Genomic DNA, 26,139 nt, shown 5'->3' with positions numbered 1-26,139 from the left:
GGCGTACGTCTAGGGGCGGAGCAGGACCTTGCCCACCTTCGGATCGCCGGCCCCGACCAGCTCGATGGCCTGCGAGAACTCGGAGAGCGGCAGCTCGTGCGTCACCAGCGGCAGCGGGTCGAGCAGACCGGCGGCGAACACCCGCACCGTGTGCGCCCAGGCGTCCGGCGGCGCACCGAAGACGGTGTGTACCTCCAGCTGCTTCACGACGAGGTCCGTCGGGTCGAGACCGTCGGCACCGGGCGCCGGGATGCCGGTCAGGACCAGCCGGCCGCCGCGCCGGAGCAGACCGGCCGAGATCCGGGCGGCGTCCGCGGACCCGGCCGTCTCGATCACTACGTCGAAGTCGTCCGGGAGTTCCTGGTCCTTCGTCCGGAAGTCCGTCGCGCCGTACTGCCGCGACAGCGCCTCACGGTCCCGGCGGGTGCCGACGACCAGCAGCTCGGCCGGCGAGTTCGCCTTCAGGAACTGCACGGCGAACATGCCGAGGGTGCCGGTGCCGACCACGGCGACGCGCTCGCCGGGCTGCGCGTTCCCCTTCAGCGCGGCGGCAGCGATACACGCGGCGGGCTCCAGGAGGGCCGCGGCCGTGAGGTCGCAGTCGTCCGGGAGGGCGTGCAGGAGGCGGGCCGGGAGGGTCAGCGTGGCCGCCATCGCGCCCGGCTGGGTGAACCCGGTCTCCTCGTAGCCGGCCGTGCACAGGGTCGTGTCGCCCGCGTGGCAGCGGTCGCAGACCTGACAGTTTCGAAAGCCCTCACCGACGACCTTGCGGCCCACGAGGGACTCCGGGACACCGGCGCCCACGGCCTGAACCGTCCCGGACCACTCGTGGCCCGGGGTCAGCGGGTAGCGCACGTAGCCCTCGGGGCGGTTGCCCTGGTAGACCTCGCGGTCGCTGCCGCAGATCCCGGAGGCGTGCACACGCACCAGCGCCTCGCCCGGCTCGGGCTGCCGCGCCTCGTGCGGGACGAGACGGTGCTCGCCCGGGGCGTCGATGACGACCGCGCTGCTCACTGCGCGCCCTTCGGCTTGCGCTGTTCCCAGCCCTCCGCCCAGAGGTCGAAACGGGCCTGCTGCTGGGGGAACTCGGCGGCGGCGTCGACGTCCAGCTCCACACCCAGGCCCGGGGCGTCGGAGAGGTGGAAGCAGCCGTCCTCCGGGTTCACCTGCGGGGCGCCCTTGACGACCTTCTTGATCTCCGCGTCGGCGAAGTCGTTGAAGTGCTCCAGGATCTTGAAGTTCGGGGAGGTGAAGCCGACCTGGAGGGAGGCGGCGGTCAGGACCGAGCCGCCCACGTTGTGGGGCGCCACCAGCATGTAGTGGGTCTCGGCGGTCGCCGCGAGCTTCCTGGTCTCCCAGATTCCACCGATGTGGCCGACGTCCGGCTGGATGATGTCGACGGCCTGGCTCTCGAAAAGCTCGCGGAACTCGATCCGGTCGTGGATGCGCTCACCGGTGGCGACCGGCATGTCGACCTTGGCGGCGACCTTCTCCAGCGCCTTGAGGTTCTCCGGCGGGACCGGCTCCTCCAGCCACGCCGGCTTGAACGGGGCCAGCTCCTTGGCCAGGCGCACGGCCGTGGCGGGGGAGAAGCGGCCGTGCATCTCCAGCATCAGCTCGGCCTCGGGGCCGATGGCGTCGCGGACCGCCTCGATCAGGGAGACGGCGTACAGGGTCTGCTGGTGGTCCAGCTCGAAGTGGCCGGTGCCGAAGGGGTCGATCTTGAGCGCCCGGTAGCCGCGCTCCATCACGCCCTGGGCGGCCTTGTGGTAGGCCTCCGGGGTCCGCTCGGTGGTGTACCAGCCGTTGGCGTACGCCTTGACCTTGTCGGTGACCTTGCCGCCCAGCAGCTGCCAGACGGGGACGCCCAGGGCCTTGCCCTTGATGTCCCAGCAGGCCATCTCGATCACGGCGATGCCGGACATGACGATCTCGCCCGCGCGGCCGTAGTCGCCGTACTTCATGCGCTTGACGAGGTCCTCGACAGCGAAGGGGTCGGAGCCGAGAATGTGGTTGGCCTCGGCCTCCCTCAGGTAACCGAGAAGGGCGTCGGTGTGTCCCAGCATCCGGGTCTCGCCGACTCCGGTGATCCCCTCGTCGGTGTGCACCTGGACGTAGGTCAGGTTGCGCCACGGCGTCCCGACCACGTGTGTGCTGATTCCGGTGATGCGCACGGCGGTTGTCCCTCGCAGCTTCGTCGGTTCAGTTCCGTCAGTTTGTTCCGTCAGCGTCCCGCTCGTGTCCCGGCGACTCGGTCTGTTCGAGATTTCGGCACACGTTCGAAATGCTGGCGTGACAGTAAGGATCGGGCGGTGGGGGTGTCAATGGGTCGCGCGCATAACGGTTTCGACAGTTTCGAAACCAGGGAGGAGCCGGGTCCCTACAGAACCTTCACAGCTGGATCTAGGAACGTGACCTGCGCGGAACTTAATCTTCCCGCGTCATGGACTACTGCGACCCGTGCCGACGGCACCTCAACGGCGCCCTCGCCTGCCCGGGGTGCGGCACCTCAGCCGAAACGCTGCGCCGGCGCGAGCCGGAGTACGGCGGGTACGCCGCCACCGCGTCCGGGCACGCCGACGGCGCGCCGGAGAGGCCGGCAGGGTCGGACGGGCCGGAGGAACCGAACACGCCGGACGCCGCCCAGGACGGCTACGACGACGCCTACGACGACGCCTACGACGACGGATACGACGACGGTGACGACCCGTACGGCGATGACGACGGCGAGCCCGTGGGGCGCGCCGCCCGACGGCGTGGACGAGGGCGCGGGCACGCCCCGGCCGTCGACGGCCCGGGCGGGTCGAGCCGGCGGGACCGCAAGGCCGCCGCACACCGCCGCCGGCGGCGCCGGACCCTGTTCGTCGCGGCCGGGTTCGTGCTCGCCGCGGGCGGTCTGAGCCTCGCGGAGCTCGGCATGGACGCCCCCAGGTCGACCCCGAAGCCGGCCGCGGCCGGAGACGAGTCGGCGGACGGGGGTGCCTCGCTGGAGACGGGGGAGCCGGGCCGCGGTCCGGACGGGAAGGGGGCCGGGGCTGAAGGCTCGTCAGGCTCCGCCTCGCCGGAGGCATCTGGCTCGCCGTCCGCTTCCGAATCCCCGAAGGACGAGACGTCGGAGTCCCCGAAGGGCGACGAACCGACGAAGGACCCCGAGGCGGCGACAGGGGGAGGCGCCCCCAGCCGCCCGGCCACCGCGCCCACGGCCGCCCCGCCGGCCCAGGACCCGGCCCCGACCTCGGACCCGACCACCCAGGCCCCGGAACCGGAACCGGAACCCTCCGAGGCTCAGCCGTGCAAGCGGTTCCTCTGGTGGTGCACGTAGCGTCCGCTCGGCCGGTCTCGGCGGGCGCGGCGGAAAACGGAACGTGCCCTTCCTGCCCCTGAACATCCCACGGCGAACGTCGAGTTCGCGGCACGCGGAATTGCGTCGGAGTCCCGAGCGCCCCTTTTCTGATACGCGGGCGGGCGGGGTGCAGACCTGGACGCCTGCGTCGCCGAAGCGGGGCGCACGGACTAGGCCCGGGGGGCGCCGCGCTGCTCGGCGGCAGCTTCGGCGGGGCCCTCGCGCTGCTCGGCTGCGTCCTCGACGCGCGACTGGTCGGCGCCGTCGCGTGCGCCCCCGCGTCGACCTGCGTCGACCTGCGTCGCCATGTGAACCGGGCGGTCGCCGACGGACGCGCACTACCGGAGCTGGTTCGAGCAGCGGTTCGTGGAGGACGGCATCGGCCACGTTCCGCAGGACCCCGGACGGGCGGCCCAGCGGTACGAGCACGTCCGCGGCGCCCTGTATGCGGTCCTGGGCCATAGGGTCCCCCGACGGCGGCGGCCCGGTGCCAGACGAGCATCCGCCGCAGGGCAGTGCCCTGTACGCGGTCCTGGGGTCACCGGTCATTGCCGGCGGCGGGTGCCAGGCCTCAGCCGTATCCGCGGCAGGGCAGTGCCCCGTAGCGGTCCAGGGTCACCGAATTCCCGGCGGCGGCCGCCCGGTGTCAGACGAGCATCCGCCGCAGCGTGTCCCGCAACGCCACCCGCTCCCCCTCGGAGAGCCCGGCCAGGGGCTCCCGGGCGAACCGCAGTGACTCCCGCAGGCTCCGGGCCACCCGCCGCCCCTCCGCCGTCGCCGCCGCCACCTTCACCCGGCGGTCGGCAGGGTCCGGCTGCCGCTCGACCAGCCCCCGCGCTTCGAGCCGGTCCACGATCCCCGTCACATTGGACGGCTCGCACTTCAGCTGCTGGGCGAGCCTCCGCATCGGCAGCGGCTCCAGACACAGCAGGCTGAGCAGCCGCGCCTGCGCGCCGGTCAGGGCATGGTCCGCAGCCGCCGACTCGTAGTCCTCGTGGAACCGCGCCACGACCTCCCCGATCAGCTCGACGACCTCGAGGGTCAGCGGATCCGGACGGCTGGTCGTGTTCTGGGGCGTCGGTGTGGTGGAGGCCATGCCATCGAGGGTACCCGGTTATTTGACAACCTGAAATTTTCAGGAGCATGGTTGTTTCAGGTACTGAAGCATCCGAATCGAGCCAGTGAGGTAAGGCGCACCATGACCGACACCCCCACCCTCCCCGCCGTCAGCCGAGAGTGGCACCTGGCGAGCCGTCCCGTCGGCTGGCCGAAGCCCGAGGACTTCGCCTTCGTCGAGGCTGAGGTCCCGCAGCCGGGCGAGGGGCAGGTCCTCGTCCGGAACAAGTACCTCTCCGTGGACCCGTACATGCGTGGCCGCATGAGCGACGCGAAGTCCTACGTCGCCCCCTTCGAGCTCGGCAAGGTCATGCAGGGCGGCGCCGTCGGCGAGGTCGTGGCCTCGAACGCCGAGGGACTGTCCGTCGGGGATCACGTACTGCACTTCTTCGGGTGGCGTGAGTACGCGGTCGTCGGCGCGAAGAGCGCCGTGAAGGTGGACCCGCAGGCCGCGCCGCTGTCGACGTACCTCGGTGTGCTGGGCATGACCGGCCTCACCGCCTACGCGGGTCTGCTGCGCACCGCCGCCTTCAAGGAGGGCGACACCGTCTTCGTGTCCGGTGCCGCCGGCGCCGTGGGCGGCCAGGTCGGGCAGATCGCCAAGCTGAAGGGTGCCTCGCGGGTCATCGGCTCCGCCGGGTCGGACGAGAAGGTGAAGCTCCTCGTGGAGGAGTACGGCTTCGACGCCGCCTTCAACTACAAGGACGGGCCCGTCGCCCAGCAGCTGCGCGACGCCGCCCCCGACGGGATCGACGTCTACTTCGACAACGTCGGCGGCGAGCACCTGGAGGCGGCCATCGGCTCCCTCAACCAGGGTGGCCGGATCGCCGTCTGCGGCATGATCTCCGTCTACAACAACACCGAGCCCGCCCCGGGCCCGAAGAACCTCGCCCGCCTGATCGCGACCCGCGGCCGCATCGAGGGCTTCCTGGTCGGGGACCACTACGACCTCCAGCCGGAGTTCGTCAAGGAGGTCGCCCCCTGGGTCGCCTCCGGTGAGCTGAAGTACCGCGAGACCGTCGTCGAGGGCATCGAGAACAACCTGGAGGCGTTCCTGGGCGTTCTGCGCGGCGACAACACCGGGAAGATGATCGTCAAGCTCTGACGCCTTCCTACAGGATTCCGGCATGCGGTAACTTGTTTCCGAATCCGTCCCGGCCCGGGCGCGAGTCGCGGCGGACGACCGAAGGAACACAACCGCATGCCGATCCAGCAGTCCGACGTCCTGTACACCGCCGTCGCCACCGCCGAGAACGGGCGCGACGGCCGGGTCGCCACCGATGACGGGAAGCTCGACGTCGTCGTCAACCCGCCGAAGGAGATGGGCGGGAGCGGCGCCGGAACCAACCCGGAGCAGCTGTTCGCCGCCGGGTACAGCGCCTGCTTCCAGGGCGCTCTCGGTGTCGTCGCCCGTCAGGAGGGGGCCGACCTCTCCGGTTCGACCGTGACCGCGAAGGTCGGCCTCGGCAAGAACGGGGACGGCTTCGGGATCATCGTCGAGATATCGGCCGACATCCCGAAGGTGGACCGAGGGGCCGCCCGGTCACTGATCGAGAAGGCCCACGAGGTCTGCCCGTACTCGAAGGCGACCCGTGGCAACATCACCGTGACGCTGGTCTGACCACAGTCGTTGCGTACGCGGAGGCCGCACCCTTGGACGTGGGGTGCGGCCTCCGCCCGTGCCCCGGCTCAGAGGGCGAGCGCCGCCGCGTGGACCGCCCGCACGAGCCGGTCGTTCTCCGGGGCCGCCCCGCCCGGGAAGGCGAACCGGCGACGCGTGTAGCCGTAGGAAAGGCCGCTCCACGGGTCCGCGAAGGCCTGGGAGCCGCCCGCGCCGCTGTGCCCTATCGTCCCGGCGCCGAGGAACGGGTGCCACGTGTCAGCCGTCATCTGGAAGCCCAGCCCGAACGACTTGTGCGCCCGGGCCACCAGGTCGTAGCCGGCCGAGTGGAACTGCCCGAACTCAGCCACCGTGTCCGGTTTCAGCAGGGCCGGCTGCTCGCCCACCTCGCTGATCGCCGCCGCGTACATCCCCGCCAGGCCCCGTGCGGACGCCACGCCGCCCACCGACGCCGGGCCCTTCGCGCGGATCAGCGGCATGTTCGGCAGGGAGACGAGGTCGGTCGGCTCCGCGGCGTTGCGGTTGAAGGCGATCGAGGCGAGTGAGTGCGGTCCCGTGGGCGCCGCGTCCAGGAGGGCCTGCTGGTCCGGGGTCGGGGCCATCGGCTGGGTGGTACGGAAGCGGGGCTCCTGGGGCGCGGGCAGCCCCAGGTGGAAGTCCAGCCCGTACGGGATCCTGATCCGCTCCTGGTAGACCTCCTGGAGCGTGCGGCCCGTCGCGCGGCGTACGACCTCGCCGGCCAGGGCGCCGGCGACCAGCGCGTGATAGCCGAACGCCGTGCCGGGACGCCAGAACGGCCGCTGGTCGGCGAGGCGTTCGGCGAGCTGGCGGTCGTCGGCCAGCTCCGCGAGCGTGAAGCCGGTGTCCGTGCCGACCACCCCCGCCCGGTGCGCCAGCAGATCCCGCAGGGTCAGGGCGCCCTTGCCCTCGGCCGCGAACTCCGGCCAGTAGTACGTCACCTTGCGGTCCAGTTCGAGCGTGCCGTCCTGGACGAGCAGAGCCACGACCAGGCAGGCGGCGCCCTTGGTGGACGAGAACACGCCGTAGAGGGCGTCCGCGTCGGTCCCCGCCCACAGGTCGACGACCTTCCGGCCGCGGACGTAGGCGCACAGCTGCCCCTCGTAGTCGGCCCGCTCCTCGGCGACGAACGCGGCGAACTCCTCGCGCACCGCCTCGAAGCCGTCCGCCACGGTGCCGTGGATCTCCTGCGTCATCCGCTCTCCTCAACTGAAGCGCTGTGTGCCACTGTGAACAATGCCCTCGCCACCTGCGGGAATTCACCCTTGGGGTGGTCCCGGAAGAGTGGCTCGGTGCCGAACAGGACCGTGTGGCCTCCGCTGACGACGGAGGCCCGCCCGGCGGCAGCGGCGGGACCGCCGGTGCCGTCCCGCAGGGGCCGCCAGTGCCCGGAGACCAGCGGGTTCCCGGACGCGTACGACTGCTCCACGCGGACGCCGGGGCCCGGGTCGGTGAACCAGAGCGGGGCGTAGACGAAGCCGTGGCCCGGGGCGTCACGCGTGACGGAGCCCGAATTCACCACCCGTACCACGCCGTTCGCGTCTGCGTTGCCCTCCACCGGCTTCACGGCCAGCAGATCCGCCGCCGCGTTCAGCGCCGCTCCCGTCGCGCCCCGGCCGACCAGGCCGTGCCCGTCCAGGAAGCCGTCCAGGGCCCGGCGGGCGGGGGCGGTCAGGTCCGCGTGGTCCAGGCCCGCGGACACGAACAGCACGTCCGTGCCGGACCAGTCGAAGCCCGCGTTCAGGACGGCCGTCGAGACCGGCGAGACGTCGAAGTCCATCTCCCGCAGGGCGAACAGTTCACCCGGCGTGACGGCGGCGGCGACGCGAAGGCGGTGCAGCGGTGCCGTGCCGGTCTGCCGAGTGGCCGTGAAGGAGACGTCGTGGGTGCGGGCGGCCGTGCGCGCCTCGCGGCGGGCCGACGCCGGGACGATCACGCTGCCGTCCGCCGCCTGCCGGGCCCGGACGCCCTGCCGGAGCAGGGAGTTGAGCGCGGCGACCTCGCGCGGATCGGTCAGCCTCAGCCGCAGGTTGCCGTGCGCGGGCACGTGGGCGACGGGTGCGGCCTCGCCGATCGCGCGCAGGGGTGCGCCTCGCAGGCTGCCCGACGGCACCCGCTCGACCGCGGCGCCCCACAGACTGCCCAGGCTCCAGCCGGAGATGTCGTACATCACCGAGACCTTGCCGCTGATGTCGCTCCCGTCGGCCAGCAGCACGTTCGCCATGCCGCGCTTGGGCTGGTGCATGTCGACGACGTACGAGCCCCCGGGGTACGTCCGTCCGGCCAGCCGGAAGGGGCGGGTGGCGCGGGTGACGCGGACGTCGTTGGCGAGGAGGTGATCGACCAGGCGGGCTGCGGCGGGCCCCGAGCGCCGGCTGCGGGCGTCGCCGGGCGGGATGACGTAGGCGCGCGGGAACGTGGTCGTGTAGACGTCCTCCGGGCCGATGCCGGGCACGCCGGGGACCGTTTCCGGGGACACCGGCACCTGCGCGGCGCCCGTCGCGCCGCGGCGGAAGACCTCGATCTGGTCGGTGAGCAGGGTGCCGCGGTGCTCCCGGACGTGGTCCAGGGTCGCGCGGATCGCCGCGCCCGCCACGGCCGTGTTGACCACCGAACGGCGGCGCAGCTCCGGGACGGGCAGGTCGTCGTACTCCTCGTTGTTCACCGCCAGCGGGATCTCCACCGTGTGGGCGGCCACCGTACCGTGGAAGGCCGCGTACTGCGGGGTGAAGATCGGCGGCCAGTCGTCCCAGCCCTCCTCCTGGTCGCGGAACGGGATCTGGGCCGCCTCCACGCCGTCCTTCGCGGGCGTGTAGCCGAGGGCGTTGACCGCGGACTCCATGCCGAGGGCGTTGGCGTAGCTGTTCTTCAGGAAGAGGTCGTACTCGTAGTTCTCGCCGTGCGGGGGAGTGGTGGGCTCGATGAGGGTGCCGTTGACGTAGCCGTGCAGGTCGAGCAGGACGGCCGGCTGCTTGCCGATCTCGATCTGCCGCATCGCCCGCGTCTCGGGCTGGGAGGCCGTCACGAAGTCGCGGTTCAGGTCGAAGCCGTTCGCGTTGGCGCGGGTGCCGGCGATCCGGCCGTCCGGGTTGGCCGTGATGTTGAAGTACAGGCGGCTGTGCGCGAGGAGGTCCCTGGTCCTGGCGTCCTTCGCCGTCGCGAGCTGCTCGATGACCTTCAGGGAGGCGTCCGTGCCCTCCCACTCGTTGCCGTGGATGTTGTTGTTGACGAAGACCGGGGTCTTGTAATCACGCTTGATCTCAAGGGACTTGGCCGCCGCCGCGGGCGCGTTGCCGATCAGCTCGCGCATCCGCTCCTGGGAGCGGGCCTGCCGGGTGCTCTCCGGGGCGGTGACGGTGACGAGGTAGAGGCGGTGGCCGCCGGCCGAGCGGCCCGTCACCTCCACACTCACCCGGTCGCCGAGGCGCTGCAGGGCGTTCAGCTTCGGCGCGATCGCGTGGTACGGCGTGAGGCCCAGCTTCAGGGACTTGTCGCCGGGGTTCTCCGGGTCGGGGGAGAGGGTCTGGCGGCGAGGGTAGGCGCGGGCGGCCGTCGCGGCGGACGTCACCTCCGGAGCGGCCAGCGCCCGCCGGGCCGCGCTCGCGGGAGCCCGGGCCGCCCGGTCGTCCACGGCGGCACCCTCCCGGGTGACGGGCTTCGGGTCCGCGCCGGCGGCGCCGGGGGCGAGCAGGAGTGAACCCGCCGTGGCGAGAGTGAGGGCGACGATCAGTACGGGTCTCGCAGGAACGGCTCTCGTGGTGCGCACGCGTACCTCCTCCTGGGGCTTACTGAGATCGGTACGGCGAGGTGTACCGGTTCGACTCAACGGCAACAAGGGCGCGTTGGTGTCACCGTTGACCCGGATGGCTCTCCCGGCGCGCCTCGCCTGACCTGGGCGACCTGTGACAGCGGTGTGACCGGAGCGCGTCAAAGGCGCGACACGGGCCCGGATAGGGTTTCCCCATGCGCGATCTAGGGACGGGTTTCCAGTACCTCCTGAAAGGCCAGCGATGGGTGGCCCGGCACGGCAGGAGTTACGGCTTCGGGCTGCTCCCGGGCCTGATCACCCTCGTCCTGTACGCGGCGGCGCTGGTCGCGCTGGCGCTGTGGGGCGAGGACGCCGTCACCTGGGCGACGCCCTTCGCCGACGACTGGTCCAGCCCCTGGCTCGGCCTCTTCCGCGGCTTCCTGACCGCCGTGCTGTTCGCCCTCGCCCTGCTCCTGTCCGTCGTGACGTTCACCGCGGTGACCCTGCTGATCGGGCAGCCCTTCTACGAGAACCTCTCCGAGAAGGTCGACCGGGACGTGTCCCCGGACGGGCACGCCCCCGAGTCGGGGCTGCCGCTCTGGCGCGAACTGTGGATCTCCGCCCGGGACAGCCTCCGGATCGTGGTGCGGGCCGCCCTGTGGGGCGTGCTGCTGTTCGCGTGCGGCTTCATCCCGGTCGTCGGGCAGACGGCCGTCCCGGTGATCGGGTTCTTCGTCACCGGGTTCTTCCTCACCGAGGAACTGACCGCCGTCGCCCTCCAGCGCCGCAGCGTCGAACTGCGCACCCGCCTCACCCTGCTGCGCTCCCGCAAGACCCTCGTCTGGGGCTTCGGCACACCGCTCGCGGTGGCCTTCCTGGTGCCGTTCGTCGCGGTGTTCCTGATGCCGGGCGCGGTCGCGGGCGCCACCCTCATGGCGCGCGAGCTGCTGGGCGAGGAGACCGACGAGGGCGGCGCGGGCGGCGAGAAGGGCGACGGGGACGTCACGACCCTTCCGCAGCCACCCTCAGGATCGTCCTCACCTGCGCGATGATGTCCAGCCGGTTCCGCACGAACTCCGGGTCGGTGACCTCGGTGGTGTTCCCCGCGCCGAACTGCAGCACCGGCGTGTGCACATGGCCGCCCGGCAGCGTGCCGTGCAGCCCCAGCCGGTCCCGCAGCAGCGTCGCCCGGTAGGCGATCTCGTTGGACAGGTAGTCCCCGCCCCCGCCCGCGCGGGCGGTCGAGCCGGGCGTCGGCCCGTCCGGGCGTACGACGGCCTCCGTGCCGCCGGCCGGGATCTCGGTGACGCTCGTGTTGTCGTACACCGGGAAACGTCCGGTCCGCGCAGCGACGATCGCCGCGTGGGGCAGCGTGGTCGTGGTCCACTGCGGCTGCGAGGCCGGGTCGGACACCGGCACGGTCCCGGTGCGGCCGATGGTGTCGTTGTCCCCGAAGCCGCCCCGCCAGGCCCCGTTGGTCCGCTCGATGTCGAACCGCCCGACCCGGCCCTGGCTCACCGTCGTGAACAGGTCGACCTTCGGCAGGTACGGCCGCAGGGTCCGCTCCACCGTTCCGTCGGTGAAGTCCTGCCAGCGCACCGGGAACACGGTCGTCTCGATCCGGGCCGGGCCGTCCGCCGTCTCGATCACCGTGCCGTCGAGGGCGAGCGCGGTGGCGCCGGACGGGTTGGAGATACGGATGTCCCGGTCCAGGGTGAACGGGTCGAAGCCGGTGAGCAGGATCCGCTTCAGGCCGTTGCCGTGGGGATAGCGGATGGCGCTCTGGCCGCGCGAGGTGCGCTCCAGCTCGTCCAGCAGCGCGGCCCGCTGTCCGTCCGTCAGGCCGAACTCCGGCTCCCAGGTGCGCACGTCACGCGTCATGCCGAGCCGCGCCCAGTACAGCGGCCGGTCGTCGTCCCGGCTCAGGCCCGCCCGTCGCCCACCACCACCCTTCCAAGGAAGCGCTTCGCGCCCTTCATATTCGGCCGGTCCGCGCCCCTGCGCCCGGTCGACCGCACGCCGCCACAGCCGCGAGCCCTCGCGCGCCACCGCCCGGCGGGCCTCTCCGTAGGAGCGGGCCGTCTCCAGCGCCCGGGCGAACTCGGGGGCCACGGTGTCGAATCCGGAGCGGCGCAGGATCTCCTGGGGGGCGGCTCTGCCCAGGCGCTGTTCCTCGACGGTGGGGGAGGGGGCCGCCTGGTCGGCGCTCGCCGCCGTCGGGGTGGTGAAACCGGTGAGCAGGGCGAGACCGAGGACGCCGAGGCGAACGCTGAGGGATTTCAAGGCAGTTAGGCCTTCCGTCGCGGTGGGGGGTCGGTGCCGGACGGCCGCAGTATCGCGTGACGGGTGTGGTCCACGCCATGGGTGGGGCTCAGGCGGGAATCCTCGCCGTCGCCTCCCGCACCGCGCCCAGGAAGGCCGAGGCCGCGGGGGTGAGCGACCGGCCGCGCACGGTCGCCGCGTACACCGCCCGGGCCGGGGCACCCTCGTCGAGCACCCGCAGCAGCGTGAGGTCCGGGCGTACGGACGCGGCCGCGAGCGCCGGCACGAGGGTCACACCGAGCCCGGCGGCGACGTAGCCCTGCTTGGCGGTCCACTCGCCGACGACATGGGCGACCCGCGGGCTGAAGCCCTGGCGCAGGGCCGCGTCCAGGAGGGTGCCCTCGGGCCGCGGGCTGCCGGAGATCCAGTCGGCGTCCGCGAAACGGCCGAGCGGCACCGGCCCCTCGTGGCCGGCGAGGGGGTGGCCGGCGGGCACGGCGACGTACAGCGGCTCGTCGAGGAGGTGGTGGAGCTCGTACGACTCCAGCGGCGCGCGGCCCGTCGTCGAGACGACCGCGAGGTCCAGGTGACCGGCCGTCAGCCGGTCGAGCAGAGCGGGCGTGAAGCCCTCCTCGCGCGTGACGCGGACCCGGGGGTGGCGGGCGCGGAAGAGGGCCAGGGCGTGCGGCACCAGGGCCGCGTCGGCGGTGGCGAAGGCGCCGAACCTGAGCCGCCCGCCGGCCGCCTCGCGCAGGGCGCCGAGCTCGCGCCGGGCGTCGTGCAGCGCGGCGGTGACCGTCTCGGCGTACGGCACCAGCAGCCGCCCCGCCTCGGTCGGCGCCACCCCGCGCGGCAGCCGGTCGAACAGCGGGCCGCCGCCCAACGCGGCCTCCAGCGAGGCGACTTGCCGGGACACCGCGGACTGCGTCCAGCCGAGCGTGCGCGCCGCCCCCGTGAACGAGCCGTGCCGGGCGACCTCCAGGAAGACCCGCAGCCAGACGGTGGAGAGCTCGGGCCCGGTCTCATGCGTGTTCGGCATGGCAGCCATGCTAGACATTCGCTTGTCGCATCATCGGCGTCGCGCCTAGCGTCGGCGGCATGCAGATCAGCCTGGACAACCCCGCCTCCGCGCCCCAGCCCCTGAGCCCCTACTACTCCCAGGTCGCCCGCATCGAACAGGCCGACGGCAGCGCCCTGTTGTTCGTCTCCGGGCAGATCGCCGAGGGCGCCACGCTCGCCGAGCAGACCCGGGGCGTCTTCGAGACCCTCACCGCGCTGCTGAAGGCCCACGGCGCCACCCTGGCCGACGTCGTGAACATCCGCACGTACCTGACCGACATCTCGCGGCTGGACGAATACGGCGCCGTACGACGGCAGTTCCTCACCGGGACACCGCCGACCAGCATGACCTTCGAGGCGGCCCGGCTCTTCCGCCCGGAGGCCCTCATAGAGGTGGAGGTCGTGGCCGCCGTACCGGCCCGCTAGTTCAGCCGCCGTTCTCGCAGTCGCTCTCGCTCTCGCTCTCGCCGAGCAGCGTCAGGAAGTCCCGGAACCCGGACGCCATGTCGACCGACTCCGGGTCCAGCAGCCACTGGTACTGCAGCCCGTCCAGGATCGCCACGAGGAGCGGCGCGGCCCGCTCGGGGATGAGGCCGCTCGGCAGCCGGTCGCCGTACTCGGCGCGCAGGACCTCGGCCATGCCGGCCCGCACCCCGACATAGCGTCCGGTGAAGTACGCCCGGGCCGGGTGCCCCTCGGTGACGCTCTCGCCGAGCAGCGCCGAGAAGGTCTGGACGATGGCGGGCCGCATGGCGTTGTACTCGACCAGTGACGCCAGCAGGTCGAGCCGCAGCCGCCCGGCGGGCATCGCGTCCCAGCGGTCCCGCTCCTGGAGCACCGCCACGAGCAGCGCCTCCTTCGTCGGGAAGTGGTGCAGCAGCCCCTGCTGGGTGAGCCCGACCCGCTCGGCGACCGCGGCCAGGCTCGCCCCCCGGTAACCGCGCTCGGCGATCACCTCCAGAGCGGCCCGCACGATCTCCGCGCGCCGTTCCCTCCTTTGCGGCTAAACCGCCGCCGCTCTCGCGGAGGTGGTTGCTCGCCATGGGGGTTGCTCAATGATTGGTTGCGGTCGCGAGTCTTTCGCATGCTGCCGAGGCAGGATGATGACGTACATCGACTTCGACGAGGAGGCCGGCGTGGTGGAGACGACACAGGCGATGCAGGATGCGGCCCGTGAGGTCGTCGTCGAGACCGCCCTCGGCGCACTCGACCTGGACGCCAAGACACGGCTCCTGGCCGGCCAGGACATGTGGAGCCTGCCCGCGCTGCCGGAGGCCGGACTGGGCTCACTGGTCATGTCCGACGGCCCGATCGGCGTCCGCGGAGTGCACTGGAGCGCCGACGACCCCTCCGTCGCCCTGCCCTCCCCGACCGCCCTCGCCGCCACCTGGGACCCCGAACTCGCCCACCGGGCCGGTGTGCTGCTGGCCCAGGAGGCCCGACGCAAGGGCGTCCACGTCCTGCTCGCCCCCACGGTCAACCTGCACCGCTCCCCGCTCGGCGGCCGCCACTTCGAGGCCTACAGCGAGGACCCGTACCTCACCGGGCGGATCGGCACCGAATACGTCCGCGGCGTCCAGTCCGGCGGCGTCGGCACCACCGTCAAGCACTTCGTCGCCAACGACGCCGAGACCGACCGCCTCACCGTGAACAACCTGGTCGGCGAACGCGCCCTGCGCGAGCTGTACCTGGCCCCCTTCGAGGCGATCGTCGACAACGCCCACCCCTGGGGCATCATGACCGCCTACAACTCCGTCAACGGCCCGACCATGACCGAGCACCACTATCTGGTCAACGAAGTCCTGCGCGGCGAATGGGGCTTCGACGGCGCCAACGTCTCCGACTGGACCGCCGCCCGCTCCACCACCGGCGCCCTCACCGGCGGCCTCGACATCGCCATGCCCGGCCCCGGCACCGTCTACGGCGAGGCCCTCGCCCGGGCCGTCCGGAACGGCGAGGCCGACGAGGCCCTGGTCGACGACGCCGTCCGCCGCGTGCTGCGCCTCGCCGCCCGGGTCGGCATCCTGGACGGCGCCGAACCGGCCGTCACCGACCCGCCCGCCACCGTCGACGGCGAGGCGCTCGCCCGCGAGATCGCCCGCCGCTCCTTCGTCCTCGTCCGCAACGAGAACGGCGCGCTGCCGCTCAGGCCCGGCCGCATCGCGCTGATCGGCGCCGCCGCCCGCGACGCCCGCGTCCTCGGCGGCGGCTCCGCCACCGTCTTCCCGGCCCGGGTCGTCTCCCCGCTCGACGGCCTCACCGCCGCCCTCCCCGACGGCACCCTCACCTACGCCCTCGGCGCCGACCCGAACACCGAACTCCCCGTCGCGGACCGGGGTTTCGAGCTGCACGCCGTCTGCCGGGACGCGACCGGCCAGGTCATCGGCACCCGCTCGGCCCCCAGCGGCCACATCCAGTGGATGGGCGCGGACCTCCCCGAGGGCGTCACCCACGAGAACCTGCACAGCGTCGAACTGACCGGCACCTTCACCCCGCGCGAGAGCGGCACCCACACCATCGGCTTCAAGGGCCTCGGCCCCTTCAGGCTGACCGTCGACGGCACCACGTACTTCGACGACGTCCAGCGGCCCGCGGAGGACGGCGACCCCTTCGCGGCCTTCTTCGGCGCCCCGGTGCCCCACGCCCGGCCCGAACTCACCGCGGGCGAACCGGTCGAGGTCTCCCTCACCTACACGGTCCCGCCGCTCGGCGACCACCCCATGCGGGTCATCGGCTTCACCCTCGCCCACCAGGACCCGCAGCGCGACGCCGACGAGTTGATCGCCGAGGCCGCCGAAGCCGCCCGGGCCGCCGACACGGCCGTCGTCGTGGTCGCCACCACCGACCGGGTCGAGTCCGAGGGCTTCGACCGCACCGACCTGCGCCTGCCCGGCCGCCAGGACGACCTGGTCCGCGCCGTCGCCGCCGCCAACCCGAACACCGTCGTGGTCGTCAACTCCGGCTCCCCGGTGGAACTGCCGTGGCGCGACGACGTCGCCGCCGTGCTCCTGTCCTGGTTCCCCGGCCAGGAGGGCGGCGCGGCCCTCGCGGACGTCCTCGTCGGCGCCCACGAACCCGGCGGCCGCCTCCCCACCACCTGGGGCACCCTCGCCGACGCCCCGGTCACCCGGGTCGTCCCGGACAACGGCGAACTCCCCTACGACGAGGGCGTCTTCATCGGCTACCGCGCCTGGGAGAAGCACGGCCGCAGCCCCGCCTACCCCTTCGGCCACGGCCTCGGCTACACCGACTGGACCTACGACTGTGTCGAGGTGGAGGAGACCGCCGAGACCACCATCGCGAAGGTCCGCCTGCGCAACACCGGCGACCGCCCCGGCCACGAGGTCGTCCAGCTCTACCTCGCCCCGCGCGAGCCCGACCCCACCCGCCCGGCCCGCTGGCTGGCCGGCTTCGCGGGCGTCCGGGCCGCACCCGGCGACAGCGCCGAGGCCACCGTCGAACTGCCGCGCCGCGCCTTCGAGATCTGGGACGAGGCGACCGGCTCGTGGTCGTTTGTGAAGGGTTCGTACGAGATCCAGGTCGGACGCTCGATCACGGACCGCAGGATCACCGCGACGATTAACGTCTGATCCGGGACACGTTCCCCAGCGAGCAGCCCCGGTCCGGGACCTGACCTCCGGACCGGGGCTCGTGGTCTGTCACGGGACCCCTCAGCGGGTGCCGAACCCGTACACCGTCTCCGAGCGGAACACCTCGCCCGGCCGCAGCACGGTCGTCGGGAACTCCGGCCGGTTCGGCGAATCGGGGAAGTGCTGGGTCTCCAGCGCGATGCCGTCGCCGGGGGCGAAGGGCTCGCCCAGGTGGTCGGCGGTGTACAGCTGGAGGCCGGGCTCGGTGGTCGCCACCGTCAGCACCCGCCCGGACGCCGGATCGTGCAGCTCGGCGACCTCCTCCGGAGCGTCCGTCACACCCTTGTCGAGCACGAAGTTGTGGTCGTAGCCGGACCCGGTCTTGCGGGCCTCGCGGAAGTCGAACCGCGTGCCCGTCACCTCGTCCAGGCCGCCGGCCGGGATCAGGTCCGCGTCGACCGGCGTGTACCGGGAGGCGGCCAGCCGCAGTTCATGGCCGCCGGCGTCACCGGAACCGGCCAGGTTGAAGTAGCTGTGGTTCGTCAGGTTCACCACGGTCGGCGCGTCCGTCACCGCCTCGTACGCGATCCGCAGCGCGCCGCTCTCCTGGAGCGTGTACGTCGCCGAGACCTCCAGCCGCCCGGGGAACCCCTCCTCGCCGTGCGGACTCACCCGCGTCAGCCGCACCCCGTGCTCGACGGGCTCCGCGTCCCACACCCGCTTGTCGAAGCCGCGCGCTCCGCCGTGCAGCGAGTTCGGCGCGTTGTTCGGTTCCAGCGCGTACGTCCGCCCGTCCAGGGTGAACCGGCCGCCGGCGATCCGGTTGGCGTACCGCCCGACCAGGGCACCGAGGTACGGCTCCGGGTGGGCGAGATACCCGTCGAGAGCCGGGAACCCCAGCACCACGTCCCCGGCCCGGCCCTCCCGGTCCGGCACCTCCACGGACTGCACGATCCCGCCGTACGACAGGACTCGCACCCGCACGCCCGCCCGCTCCAGGGTCCAGCGGTGCACCGGGGTCCCGTCGGAAAGTGTTCCGAAGAGTTCGTTCATGTGCGGAACTCTAGGCCAGGGCCCGGGTCAGTGCTCCTTCGCGGTGACGGTGCGGTACGCGATCTCCGCCAACCGGGCCTGTCCGTTCACGCTGGGGTGGAAGTAGTCCCAGCGGCTCAACTGGGCGGTGCCGAAGCGGTAGTCGTACACCGCGCCGCCGTCGTAGCGGCACCGCTTGTCCTCGGCGCAGACCTCCCCGAGGACCTCGTTGTAGTCCTCCACCCGCTTCTGCACGGTGTCCCGCCGCAGGGTGGCCGCCGAGTCCAGGGCGTCCGCGTCGCCCAGCATCGACGGGCAGATGCCCAGCTTCCACACCTGCTTGCCCATCGGGCTGGTCCGCCCCTGCGACCACAGCCGCTTCAGGTTCGGCACGCTCGCCACGAACACCTGCGCCTTCGGCAGGGCCTTGCGCAGGCTGCGCAGAGAGTCCTCGAAGTCGGCGCGGAAGGCGGAGACCGGAGTCATCGCCGAAGGGGTGGACCGGCAGGCGTCGTTCGCCCCCACCATCACCGTCACCAGCTGCGGTTTCCGCCGTACCGCCTGTGCCATCTGCCCGGGCAGATCGGCCATCCGCGCCCCGGTCACGGCGTAGTTCCAGCTCCGCCGGGCGGCCCCGGTCCTGCCCAGCAACCGCACCGCGAGCGAGTCGACCTCGGGGCTGGCACCGGTCGCCCAGGACGCCTCCGGACAGTCCGACAGCACGTCACAGGCGTCGAACCCCCGTGTGATGGAGTCACCGACGGCCGCGACGGAACCCGGGCTGCGGTCCCACAGGGGCGTGGGCTTCGGGGACGGCTTCGCGGACTCGGACGGGGCGGCGGAATCGCCCCCCACGGCATCACACCCGGTGACACCCAGCACGGCCGCCACGCCCACGGCCAGAACGCCCCGAGTCCGACGGCCTCGCTTCCGCATCCCTGGTCCATCCCCTCGCCACGCCGTGCCTGTCTCCCCAACCCATAACAACGCACGAGGGTTCCCGACCGATCAGGTGCAACGGCTCACACCCGTACAAGCGTCCCCCTGGGTGAATGGCAGGCGTTTCCCGGCACCTGGAGCGACCGTACGTCACACTCCTTGCGCCCCCGCACGGTAGCCTCGCCATCAACGTGACCCGCCCGGTCACAGCCCTTCCGCCCGTTTGCACCATGTCCCGCTCTGCCCGGAGGTTCCGGTGACGACACGTGGAGTTCTGTACGTGCACTCCGCGCCGCGCGCGCTGTGCCCGCACGTCGAGTGGGCCGTCGCCGGGGTGCTCGGCACACGCGTCAGCCTGGACTGGATCCGTCAGCCGGCCGCCCCGGGCACCTGGCGCTCGGAGTTCTCCTGGCAGGGCCAGGCGGGCGCGGCGTCCAAGCTGGCCTCGGCGCTGCGCGGCTGGCACCTCCTGCGCTTCGAGGTCACCGCGGAACCCTGCCCCACCGCCGAGGGCGAGCGCTACAGCTGCACCCCCGACCTGGGCATCTACCACGCCGTCACCGGCATCCACGGCGACATCCTCATCCCCGAGGACCGCCTGCGCGCGGCCCTGCAACGCAGCCAGCGCGGCGAGACCGACCTGGAGGCCGAGCTCAGCAAACTCCTCGGCAAGCCCTGGGACGACGAGTTGGAGCCGTTCAGGTACGCCGGCGAAGGCGCCCCGGTCCGCTGGCTCCACCAGGTGGTGTAAACGCCTTCAGGGGACGCGCCCCCAGGGGCGCGGGGCTGTCTCGATATGCGGCTCCGCCGCGTGGGCGCGAACAACCCCCACGGTCCGGCACCCGGCACACAACGTCACAGAAACGGCGATCGGCCCGAACCCCGCTTAAGGAGTTCGGGCCGATCAACGCTCAGGATCAAACCGTCCGGAACGCCAGCACCACGTTGTGCCCACCGAACCCGAACGAGTCGTTCAGCGCGGCGATCCGGCCCTCGACCGGCAGCTTGCGAGCCTCACCCCGGACGACATCGGCATTCGCCTCGGCCTCGGGGTCGAGGTTCTCCACGTTGATCGTCGGCGGGGCCACCCGGTGGTACAGCGCGAGCACCGTCGCCACGGTCTCCACACCACCGGCGCCACCCAGCAGATGCCCGGTCATCGACTTCGTCGCGGACACCGCGAAGTGGTCGGCGTCGTCGCCGAACACCTTCCGCAGCGCCTTCAGCTCGGCGATGTCCCCGGCCGGCGTGGAGGTCGCGTGCGCGTTGACGTGCACGATCTCCGCCGGGTCCAGGTCGTTGCGGTCCAGCAGGTTCTGCAGGGCGTGCGAGATGCCCCGCCCCTCCGGCTCCGGCTGCACGATGTCGTGCGCGTCGGCGGAGATGCCCTGCCCGACCGCCTCGGCGTACACCCGGGCGCCACGCTTCGCGGCGTGCTCGGCGGACTCCAGGACGACGACACCGGCACCCTCACCGAGGACGAAGCCGTCGCGGGCGGTGTCGTAGGGACGCGACGCGCCCTGCGGGTCGTCGTTGTTCTTGGACATCGCCATCATGTTGCCGAACGCGGCGATGGGCAGCGGGTGGATCGCCGCCTCCGTGCCACCCGCGACGACGACGTCGGCACGGCCGGTGCGGATCATCTCGATGGCGTAGCCGATCGCCTCGGCGCCCGAGGCGCAGGCGGAGACCGGCGTGTGCACGCCCGCCCGGGCGCCCACGGCCAAGCCGACGTTGGCCGACGGGCTGTTGGGCATCAGCATGGGCACGGTGTGCGGGGAGACGCGGCGGACGCCCTTCTCCTTCAGCACGTCGTACTGGTCGAGCAGCGTCGTCACGCCACCGATACCGGAGGCGATGACCGCGCCGAGCCGGTCGGGGTCGATGTTCGGGTCCTCGCCGGCCTTCGCTTCGAAGCCGGCGTCGGCCCAGGCCTCCTTGGCCGCGACCAGCGCGAACTGCGCCGAGCGGTCCAGTCGGCGGGCCTGCGGCCGCGGGATGACCTCGGTCGGCTCCACGGCGACCGGGGCCGCGATCTTGACGGCCTGGTCGGCCGCCCAGTCCTGCTCCAGGGGCTTGACGCCGGACTTGCCGGCGATCAGGCCCTCCCAGGTAGAGGCTGCGTCGCCACCCAGCGGTGTGGTTGCGCCGATACCGGTGACGACCACGGTGCGATTGGTCGAGCTCACGGGAATTCTTTCTCCAACGGATCCGAGGATTAAGCGGCGCCACCGCCGGGTGGCGGGGCAGTCAGCCCAAGGGCCAGATCGGCCGATCAGCCCTGGTGCTTGAGGATGTAGTCGGTCGCGTCGCCGACGGTCTTGAGGTTCTTGACGTCCTCGTCGGGGATCTTGACGTCGAAGCGCTCTTCGGCGGCGACGACGACCTCGACCATGGACAGCGAGTCGACGTCCAGGTCGTCGGTGAAGGACTTGTCCAGCTGGACGTCCTCAACCGGGATGCCGGCGATCTCGTTCACGATCTCGGCGAGACCGGCGACGATCTCTTCCTGAGTGGCGGCCATGTTGGCGCTCCTTCGTAGATATCCAGAGGGTGTGGCAGGTGTTTCTTCCCGCACCGGACCGCATGATCCGGCACGGAGTGCCTAGGGGAGGGTAACGACAGTCGCGGCGTAGACGAGACCCGCCCCGAAGCCGATGACGAGCGCGGTGTCGCCGCTCTTCGCTTCTCCGGTCGCCAGGAGCCGCTCCATCGCGAGCGGGATCGAGGCGGCCGAGGTGTTGCCGGTGGTGCGTACGTCACGTGCGACCGTGACGGACTCCGGCAGCTTGAGTGTCTTCACCATCGAGTCGATGATCCGCTCGTTGGCCTGGTGCGGGATGAAGACGTCCAGGTCGTCCGCGGAGATGCCGGCGGCGTCCAGCGCCTCCTTGGCGACCTTCGCCATCTCGAACACGGCCCAGCGGAACACCGCTTGGCCCTCCTGCGTGATGGCGGGGAACTTGGCGACCTCGCCGGAACGGTAGTCCGTCCACGGCACGGTCTGCTTGATGGTCTCGGACTTGTCGCCCTCGGAGCCCCACACGGTGGGGCCGATGGCGGGCTCCTGGGCCGGGCCGACCACGACCGCGCCCGCACCGTCGCCGAACAGGAAGGCCGTCGCGCGGTCCTCCAGGTCGGTCAGGTCGCTCAGCCGCTCCACGCCGATCACCAGGACGTACTCGGCGGAACCCTCGACGATCATGCCCTTGGCGAGCGTCAGGCCGTAGCCGAAGCCCGCGCAGCCGGCCGAGATGTCGAACGCGGCGGCCTTGGCGGTGCCGAGCTTGTCGGCGATCTCGGTGGCGACGGCCGGGGTCTGCTTGAAGTGCGAGACCGTCGAGACGATCACGCCGCCGATCTGCGCGGCGGAGATCCCGGCGTCCGCGATCGCCTTGCCGGACGCCTCGATGGACATCGCGGCGACGGTCTCCTCGTCGTTCGCCCAGTGCCGGGTCTCGATGCCGGAGCGCGAGCGGATCCACTCGTCGGACGAGTCGATCGTCTCCAGGATCACCTCGTTCGGCACGACCCGGGTCGGGCGGTAACCGCCGACGCCGAGGATGCGCGCGTACGGGGCGCCCTTGCTGGGCTTGATCTTCGCCATGCTCTCCGGCTCCTTGTCAGGCACTGTGCTCGGCGATGAGCTCGCGAGCCGCGTCGAGGTCGGCGGGGGACTTCAGGGCCAGCGTCTTCACCCCGGGCAGGGCCCGCTTGGCCAGGCCGGTGAGGGTGCCGCCGGGGCACAGCTCGATCAGGGCCGTGACGCCGAGCTCCTTGAAGGTCTCCATGCACAGGTCCCAGCGGACCGGGTTGGCGACCTGGCCGACCAGACGCTCCAGCACCTCGGCGCCGCCGGCGACGGCCTGCCCGTCCTTGTTGGAGACGTAGGTCACCTTCGGGTCGCCGGGCGCGAGGGCCTCGGCGGCCTTCGCCAGCGTGTCGACCGCCGGTGCCATGTGGTGCGTGTGGAACGCGCCGGCGACCTTCAGCGCGACGACCTTGCGCACGCCCTCGGGCTTGTCCGCCTCCAGCGCGGCGAGCTGGTCCTTCGTGCCGGCCGCGACGATCTGGCCCGCGCCGTTGATGTTCGCCGGGGTCAGGCCCAGCTTCTCCAGGTGCGGAACCGTCACGGCGGGGTCGCCGCCCAGCAGCGCGGCCATACCGGTCTCGGTGACGGCGGCGGCCTCGGCCATGCCGAGCCCGCGGGTGCGGACCAGGCGGAGCGCCTCCTCGTGGGGGAGCACCCCGGCGAGCGAGGCGGCCGTGATCTCGCCGACGCTGTGACCGGCGATCGCGCCGACCTTCGCGGGCAGGTCTGCCGGATCGTCGAAGAGCAGTCGCGCGGACGCCAGTCCGGCCGCGACCAGCAGCGGCTGCGCCACCGCGGTGTCGCGGATCTCCTCCGCGTCGGCCTCGGTGCCGTAACGGATCAGGTCGAGCCCCGCGGCGTCGGACCAGGCCTCAAGGGCACCGCGAACACCGGGGAGGTCGAGCCATTCAGTCAGGAAGCCGGGCGTCTGAGCGCCCTGGCCGGGAGCGACGAGTACGAGCACTCTCACACTCTCTCTTGGGGACGGGCACGGCCGCCCGTGGGGACAAGGACGAAGAACACGAGGGGGTTTTGTCGAGCCCCGACAAAACCTTAGGGCTGGAGATCTCCATCGACCAGACGCCCCAGGATCAGCGCTATCCGCAGTGTGAACGCAGAGCGTACATCGGAGGGTGACCAACCGGTGACGTCAGTCACACGTCGAAGCCGGTAGCGGACGGTGTTGGGATGGACGAACAGCATCCGGGCGGCGCCCTCGAGACTGCTCGCCTGTTCGAGATAGACGCTGAGGGTCTCCAGGAGCGCGGCCCCGGCCTCCTCCAGTGGTCTGTAGATCTCCTCCACCAGTTGCTCGCGGGCCGAGGGGTCCCCGGCCATCGCCCGCTCCGGGAGCAGATCGTCCGCCAGGACCGGGCGCGGGGCGTCCTGCCAGGCGGAACACGCCTTCAGCCCGGCCGCGGCGGCCTGTGCGGACCGGGTCGCGGCCAGCAGGTCCGGCACCACCGGGCCCGCCACGACCGGCCCGGCGGCGAACGGGCCGATCAGCGACTTGGCCACGGCCAGCGGGTTGTCGCTGCCGCCCGCGATGACGACCAGCCGGTCGCCGAGCACCCCGGTGAGCACCTGGAGCTTGGCGTGCCGGGCCGCGCGCCGTATGGCCTCGACGGTCAGTTCGCTGTCCCCGTCGGGCGCCGTGCCGAGCACCACGCACACGTGCTCGGGCGAGTTCCACCCGAGGGCGGCGGCCCGGGACACGGCCCCCTCGTCGGCCTCGCCGCTGAGCACGGCGTTCACGACCAGGGACTCCAGCCGGGCGTCCCAGGCGCCGCGCGCCTCGGCGGCCTGCGCGTACACCTGGGCCGTGGCGAAGGCGATCTCCCGGGCGTAGACGAGCAGCGCCTCGCGCAGCACCCGCTCGTCGCCGGGGGCCGCGACCTCGTCGATCGCGCTCTCCATGACCTCGATGGTGGTGCGCACCATCTCCACGGTCTGGCGCAGCGTGATCGCCCGGGTCAGCTCGCGCGGCGCGGTGCCGAACACGTCGGTGGAGATGGCCTGCGGGGCGTCCGGGCGCCGGAACCACTCGGTGAACGCGGCGATGCCCGCCTGCGCGACCAGACCGATCCAGGAACGGTTCTCCGGGGGCATGGCCCGGTACCAGGGCAGCGTCTCGTCCATCCGCGCGATGGCCTGCGCGGCGAGCGATCCGGACGACTTCTCCAGCCGCTTCAGCGTCGCGGCATGCGGATGGACGTCGTGGGCTGCGGCTTCGTTCTTGCTGGTTTCGGGTTCGGGCACGGGGACAAGACTGCCTTATCCGGACGGGAGGGTGGGCCGCCGGGTCTACGGTGGACCTCGTGATGGACGTGAGGCGCGCGCACGAGCGCTACCCCGGAGGGGATCCGGCCGCAGGGATCGAGTCGTGGCACGCCTTCTCCTTCGGCCCCCACTACGACCCGGACAACCTCCGCTTCGGTGCGGTGCTCGCGTGCAACGAGGAGCGGCTGGCGCCCGGTTCCGGCTTCGACGAACACCCCCACAGTCACACCGAGATCGTGACGTGGGTGGTGGAGGGCGAGCTGACCCACCGGGACTCCACCGGGCACGAGTCGGTCGTGCGCCACGGCGACGTGCAGCGGCTCAGCTCGGCGGGCGGGGTGCGGCACGTGGAGCGCAACGACGGCCCGGAGCCCCTGACGTTCATCCAGATGTGGCTGGCCCCGCTCCGGCCCGGCGGCGACCCGTGCTACGAGGTCGTCCGCGGCATCGCCGACTCGACGCCCTACGCCCTCCCGGAGGCGGGCGCGATGCTGCACGTGCGGCGCCTCGGGCCCGGGGAGCGGACGGCGGTGCCGGACGGGGCGTACGCGTACGTGCACGTCGTACGCGGCGACGTCCGCCTGGACGGCGAGGAACTGGGCGCCGGTGACGCGGCCCGGATCACACAGGCCAAGGGCCTGGAGGCCGAGGGCGTGACCGAGGCGGAGCTGCTGATCTGGGAGATGGCCTAGAGGCCGGCTGCCTCTACAGCTCCGCCAGCACCGCGTCCGTGAACGCCGGCCACGCCTCGATCGCCCAGGGCCCGAAGGCCCGGTCCGTCAGCGCCACGCAGGCCGCGCCCGCGTCCGGGTCGATCCACAGAAACGTACCCGACTGCCCGAAATGCCCGAACGTGCGCGGCGAGGACGAGGAACCCGTCCAGTGCGGCGACTTGGAGTCGCGGATCTCGAAGCCGAGCCCCCAGTCGTTGGGCTTCTGGTGGCCGTACCCCGGCAGGACGCCCTTGGTGCCCGGGTAGTGCACGGTCATCGCCTCGGCGACCGTACGCGGATCCAGCAGCCGCGGCGCCTGCACCTCGGCAGCGAACCGCAGCAGGTCCTCGACCGTCGACACCCCGTCCTTGGCCGGGGAGCCCTCCAGGGCCGTGGAGGTCATGCCCAGCGGCTCCAGCACGGCCTGCCGCAGGTACTCCCCGAACGGGATGTCGGTGACCTTCGCGACATGGTCGCCCAGCTGCTCGAAACCGGCGTTGGAGTACAGCCGCCGCTCCCCGGGCGGGGCCGTGACCCTGTGCTCGTCGAAGGCGAGACCCGAGGTGTGCGCGAGCAGGTGCCGGACCGTCGACCCGGTGGGACCCGCGGGCTCGTCGAACTCGACGGCCCCCTCCTCGTACGCGACGAGCACCGCGTAGGCGGCCAGCGGCTTGGTCACCGACGCGAGCGGGAACCGCTGCCCGGCCGGGCCGTGGGTGCCGAGGACGGTGCCGTCCGCTCGTACGACGCCCGCCGCAGCGGTGGGAACCGGCCAGTTCTCGATCAACGCGAGGCTCTTCAGCGACATGCGTTCGAGCCTATGCGC

General features: G+C 72.2%; 25 protein-coding genes. 8 read left to right on the top strand and 17 right to left on the bottom strand.

All coding sequences use genetic code 11. The features are described 5' to 3' along the window. Positions 1-9 precede the first annotated feature (9 nt). Together AB0G20_RS01385 and AB0G20_RS01380 are read right to left on the bottom strand one after the other, a co-directional pair. Complete coding sequence (locus AB0G20_RS01385) at positions 10-1,014, bottom strand: alcohol dehydrogenase catalytic domain-containing protein (protein WP_361294016.1); 1,005 nt, start codon at positions 1,012-1,014, stop codon at positions 10-12. Beyond that, positions 1,011-2,174 (bottom strand): mandelate racemase/muconate lactonizing enzyme family protein, encoded by a 1,164-nt coding sequence (locus AB0G20_RS01380; RefSeq protein WP_031108125.1) that lies wholly within the window; start codon positions 2,172-2,174, stop codon positions 1,011-1,013. The genes AB0G20_RS01385 and AB0G20_RS01380 overlap by 4 nt, the downstream gene beginning before the upstream one ends. A 269-nt stretch (positions 2,175-2,443) precedes the next feature. Between AB0G20_RS01380 and AB0G20_RS01375 the strand changes: the two genes are divergently transcribed. Then, positions 2,444-3,322 carry a hypothetical protein gene (locus AB0G20_RS01375; RefSeq protein ID WP_361294013.1) on the top strand — a complete coding sequence of 293 codons (879 nt, stop codon included), beginning with the start codon at positions 2,444-2,446 and terminating at the stop codon, positions 3,320-3,322. 191 nt (positions 3,323-3,513) lie between these two features. Here the strand turns inward: AB0G20_RS01375 and AB0G20_RS01370 are convergent, their stop codons facing one another. Next, the gene (locus tag AB0G20_RS01370; RefSeq protein WP_361294010.1) at positions 3,514-3,651 is read right to left on the bottom strand and encodes a hypothetical protein; all 138 of its coding nucleotides are present in this window, start codon (positions 3,649-3,651) and stop codon (positions 3,514-3,516) included. Positions 3,652-3,989: 338 nt separating this feature from the next. Continuing rightward, positions 3,990-4,439, bottom strand: coding sequence for a MarR family transcriptional regulator (locus AB0G20_RS01365; RefSeq protein WP_361294007.1), 450 nt, complete (start codon positions 4,437-4,439; stop codon positions 3,990-3,992). 102 nt (positions 4,440-4,541) lie between these two features. On the opposite strand from AB0G20_RS01365, the gene AB0G20_RS01360 reads away from it, so the two are divergent. Next, positions 4,542-5,564: an NADP-dependent oxidoreductase gene (locus AB0G20_RS01360; protein ID WP_361294004.1), complete on the top strand. Its 1,023-nt coding sequence runs from the start codon at positions 4,542-4,544 to the stop codon at positions 5,562-5,564. A 96-nt stretch (positions 5,565-5,660) separates the two neighbouring features. After that, entirely contained in the window at positions 5,661-6,080 is a 420-nt protein-coding gene (locus tag AB0G20_RS01355; RefSeq protein WP_361294001.1) for an organic hydroperoxide resistance protein, read from the top strand. 68 nt (positions 6,081-6,148) lie between these two features. Here AB0G20_RS01355 and AB0G20_RS01350 read toward each other — a convergent pair whose 3' ends face one another. Further along, a complete protein-coding gene (locus AB0G20_RS01350) occupies positions 6,149-7,294 on the bottom strand; it encodes a serine hydrolase domain-containing protein (RefSeq protein WP_361293998.1) in 1,146 nt (381 codons plus the stop codon). After that, entirely contained in the window at positions 7,291-9,864 is a 2,574-nt protein-coding gene (locus tag AB0G20_RS01345) for a M14 family zinc carboxypeptidase (protein ID WP_361293995.1), read from the bottom strand. The genes AB0G20_RS01350 and AB0G20_RS01345 overlap by 4 nt, the downstream gene beginning before the upstream one ends. 197 nt (positions 9,865-10,061) lie before the next feature. On the opposite strand from AB0G20_RS01345, the gene AB0G20_RS01340 reads away from it, so the two are divergent. Further along, entirely contained in the window at positions 10,062-10,898 is an 837-nt protein-coding gene (locus AB0G20_RS01340) for an EI24 domain-containing protein (RefSeq protein ID WP_361293992.1), read from the top strand. Here the strand turns inward: AB0G20_RS01340 and AB0G20_RS01335 are convergent. Together AB0G20_RS01335 and AB0G20_RS01330 are read right to left on the bottom strand one after the other, a co-directional pair. Beyond that, complete coding sequence (locus AB0G20_RS01335) at positions 10,849-12,129, bottom strand: pyroglutamyl peptidase (protein ID WP_361293989.1); 1,281 nt, start codon at positions 12,127-12,129, stop codon at positions 10,849-10,851. The genes AB0G20_RS01340 and AB0G20_RS01335 overlap by 50 nt on opposite strands. 88 nt (positions 12,130-12,217) lie before the next feature. Next, positions 12,218-13,147 carry a LysR family transcriptional regulator gene (locus AB0G20_RS01330; protein WP_361293986.1) on the bottom strand — a complete coding sequence of 310 codons (930 nt, stop codon included), beginning with the start codon at positions 13,145-13,147 and terminating at the stop codon, positions 12,218-12,220. 59 nt (positions 13,148-13,206) lie between these two features. Here AB0G20_RS01330 and AB0G20_RS01325 point away from each other — a divergent pair, with 59 nt between their 5' ends. Then, positions 13,207-13,593: a RidA family protein gene (locus AB0G20_RS01325; RefSeq protein WP_361293983.1), complete on the top strand. Its 387-nt coding sequence runs from the start codon at positions 13,207-13,209 to the stop codon at positions 13,591-13,593. Position 13,594: 1 nt separating this feature from the next. Here AB0G20_RS01325 and AB0G20_RS01320 read toward each other — a convergent pair whose 3' ends face one another. Further along, complete coding sequence (locus AB0G20_RS01320; RefSeq protein WP_361293980.1) at positions 13,595-14,140, bottom strand: TetR/AcrR family transcriptional regulator; 546 nt, start codon at positions 14,138-14,140, stop codon at positions 13,595-13,597. 184 nt (positions 14,141-14,324) lie between these two features. Here AB0G20_RS01320 and AB0G20_RS01315 point away from each other — a divergent pair, with 184 nt between their 5' ends. Then, positions 14,325-16,757 (top strand): glycoside hydrolase family 3 C-terminal domain-containing protein, encoded by a 2,433-nt coding sequence (locus AB0G20_RS01315; protein ID WP_361295755.1) that lies wholly within the window; start codon positions 14,325-14,327, stop codon positions 16,755-16,757. An 81-nt stretch (positions 16,758-16,838) separates the two neighbouring features. Here the strand turns inward: AB0G20_RS01315 and AB0G20_RS01310 are convergent, their stop codons facing one another. Next, positions 16,839-17,810, bottom strand: a complete 972-nt coding sequence (locus AB0G20_RS01310; RefSeq protein ID WP_361293977.1) for an aldose epimerase family protein — start codon at positions 17,808-17,810, stop codon at positions 16,839-16,841. Positions 17,811-17,837: 27 nt separating this feature from the next. After that, the gene (locus AB0G20_RS01305) at positions 17,838-18,725 is read right to left on the bottom strand and encodes an SGNH/GDSL hydrolase family protein (protein WP_361293974.1); all 888 of its coding nucleotides are present in this window, start codon (positions 18,723-18,725) and stop codon (positions 17,838-17,840) included. A gap of 259 nt (positions 18,726-18,984) precedes the next feature. Here AB0G20_RS01305 and AB0G20_RS01300 point away from each other — a divergent pair, with 259 nt between their 5' ends. Next, a complete protein-coding gene (locus tag AB0G20_RS01300) occupies positions 18,985-19,479 on the top strand; it encodes a DUF3145 domain-containing protein (protein WP_361293971.1) in 495 nt (164 codons plus the stop codon). 166 nt (positions 19,480-19,645) lie between these two features. On the opposite strand, the gene fabF is transcribed toward AB0G20_RS01300, so the two are convergent. From fabF to fasR, 5 genes are all read right to left on the bottom strand, one after another. Then, entirely contained in the window at positions 19,646-20,917 is a 1,272-nt protein-coding gene (gene fabF, locus AB0G20_RS01295) for a beta-ketoacyl-ACP synthase II (RefSeq protein WP_053672162.1), read from the bottom strand. An 86-nt stretch (positions 20,918-21,003) separates the two neighbouring features. Beyond that, the gene (locus AB0G20_RS01290) at positions 21,004-21,252 is read right to left on the bottom strand and encodes an acyl carrier protein (RefSeq protein WP_003989952.1); all 249 of its coding nucleotides are present in this window, start codon (positions 21,250-21,252) and stop codon (positions 21,004-21,006) included. Positions 21,253-21,333: 81 nt separating this feature from the next. Then, positions 21,334-22,335 (bottom strand): ketoacyl-ACP synthase III, encoded by a 1,002-nt coding sequence (locus AB0G20_RS01285; RefSeq protein WP_361293967.1) that lies wholly within the window; start codon positions 22,333-22,335, stop codon positions 21,334-21,336. A 16-nt stretch (positions 22,336-22,351) separates the two neighbouring features. After that, complete coding sequence (locus tag AB0G20_RS01280) at positions 22,352-23,284, bottom strand: ACP S-malonyltransferase (RefSeq protein WP_361293964.1); 933 nt, start codon at positions 23,282-23,284, stop codon at positions 22,352-22,354. Positions 23,285-23,373: 89 nt separating this feature from the next. Beyond that, a complete protein-coding gene (fasR, locus tag AB0G20_RS01275; protein ID WP_030836904.1) occupies positions 23,374-24,579 on the bottom strand; it encodes a fatty acid biosynthesis transcriptional regulator FasR in 1,206 nt (401 codons plus the stop codon). Between the two features lie 62 nt (positions 24,580-24,641). On the opposite strand from fasR, the gene AB0G20_RS01270 reads away from it, so the two are divergent. Next, positions 24,642-25,292: a pirin family protein gene (locus AB0G20_RS01270; protein ID WP_361295752.1), complete on the top strand. Its 651-nt coding sequence runs from the start codon at positions 24,642-24,644 to the stop codon at positions 25,290-25,292. A gap of 13 nt (positions 25,293-25,305) precedes the next feature. On the opposite strand, the gene AB0G20_RS01265 is transcribed toward AB0G20_RS01270, so the two are convergent. Next, positions 25,306-26,121, bottom strand: coding sequence for a serine hydrolase domain-containing protein (locus tag AB0G20_RS01265; RefSeq protein WP_361293961.1), 816 nt, complete (start codon positions 26,119-26,121; stop codon positions 25,306-25,308). Between the last annotated feature and the right edge of the window lie 18 nt (positions 26,122-26,139).

The organism is Streptomyces sp. NPDC024017 (assembly GCF_040638895.1).
Taxonomy (GTDB): Bacteria; Actinomycetota; Actinomycetes; order Streptomycetales; family Streptomycetaceae; genus Streptomyces.
This window is presented reverse-complemented; position numbering and strand designations above follow the sequence as displayed.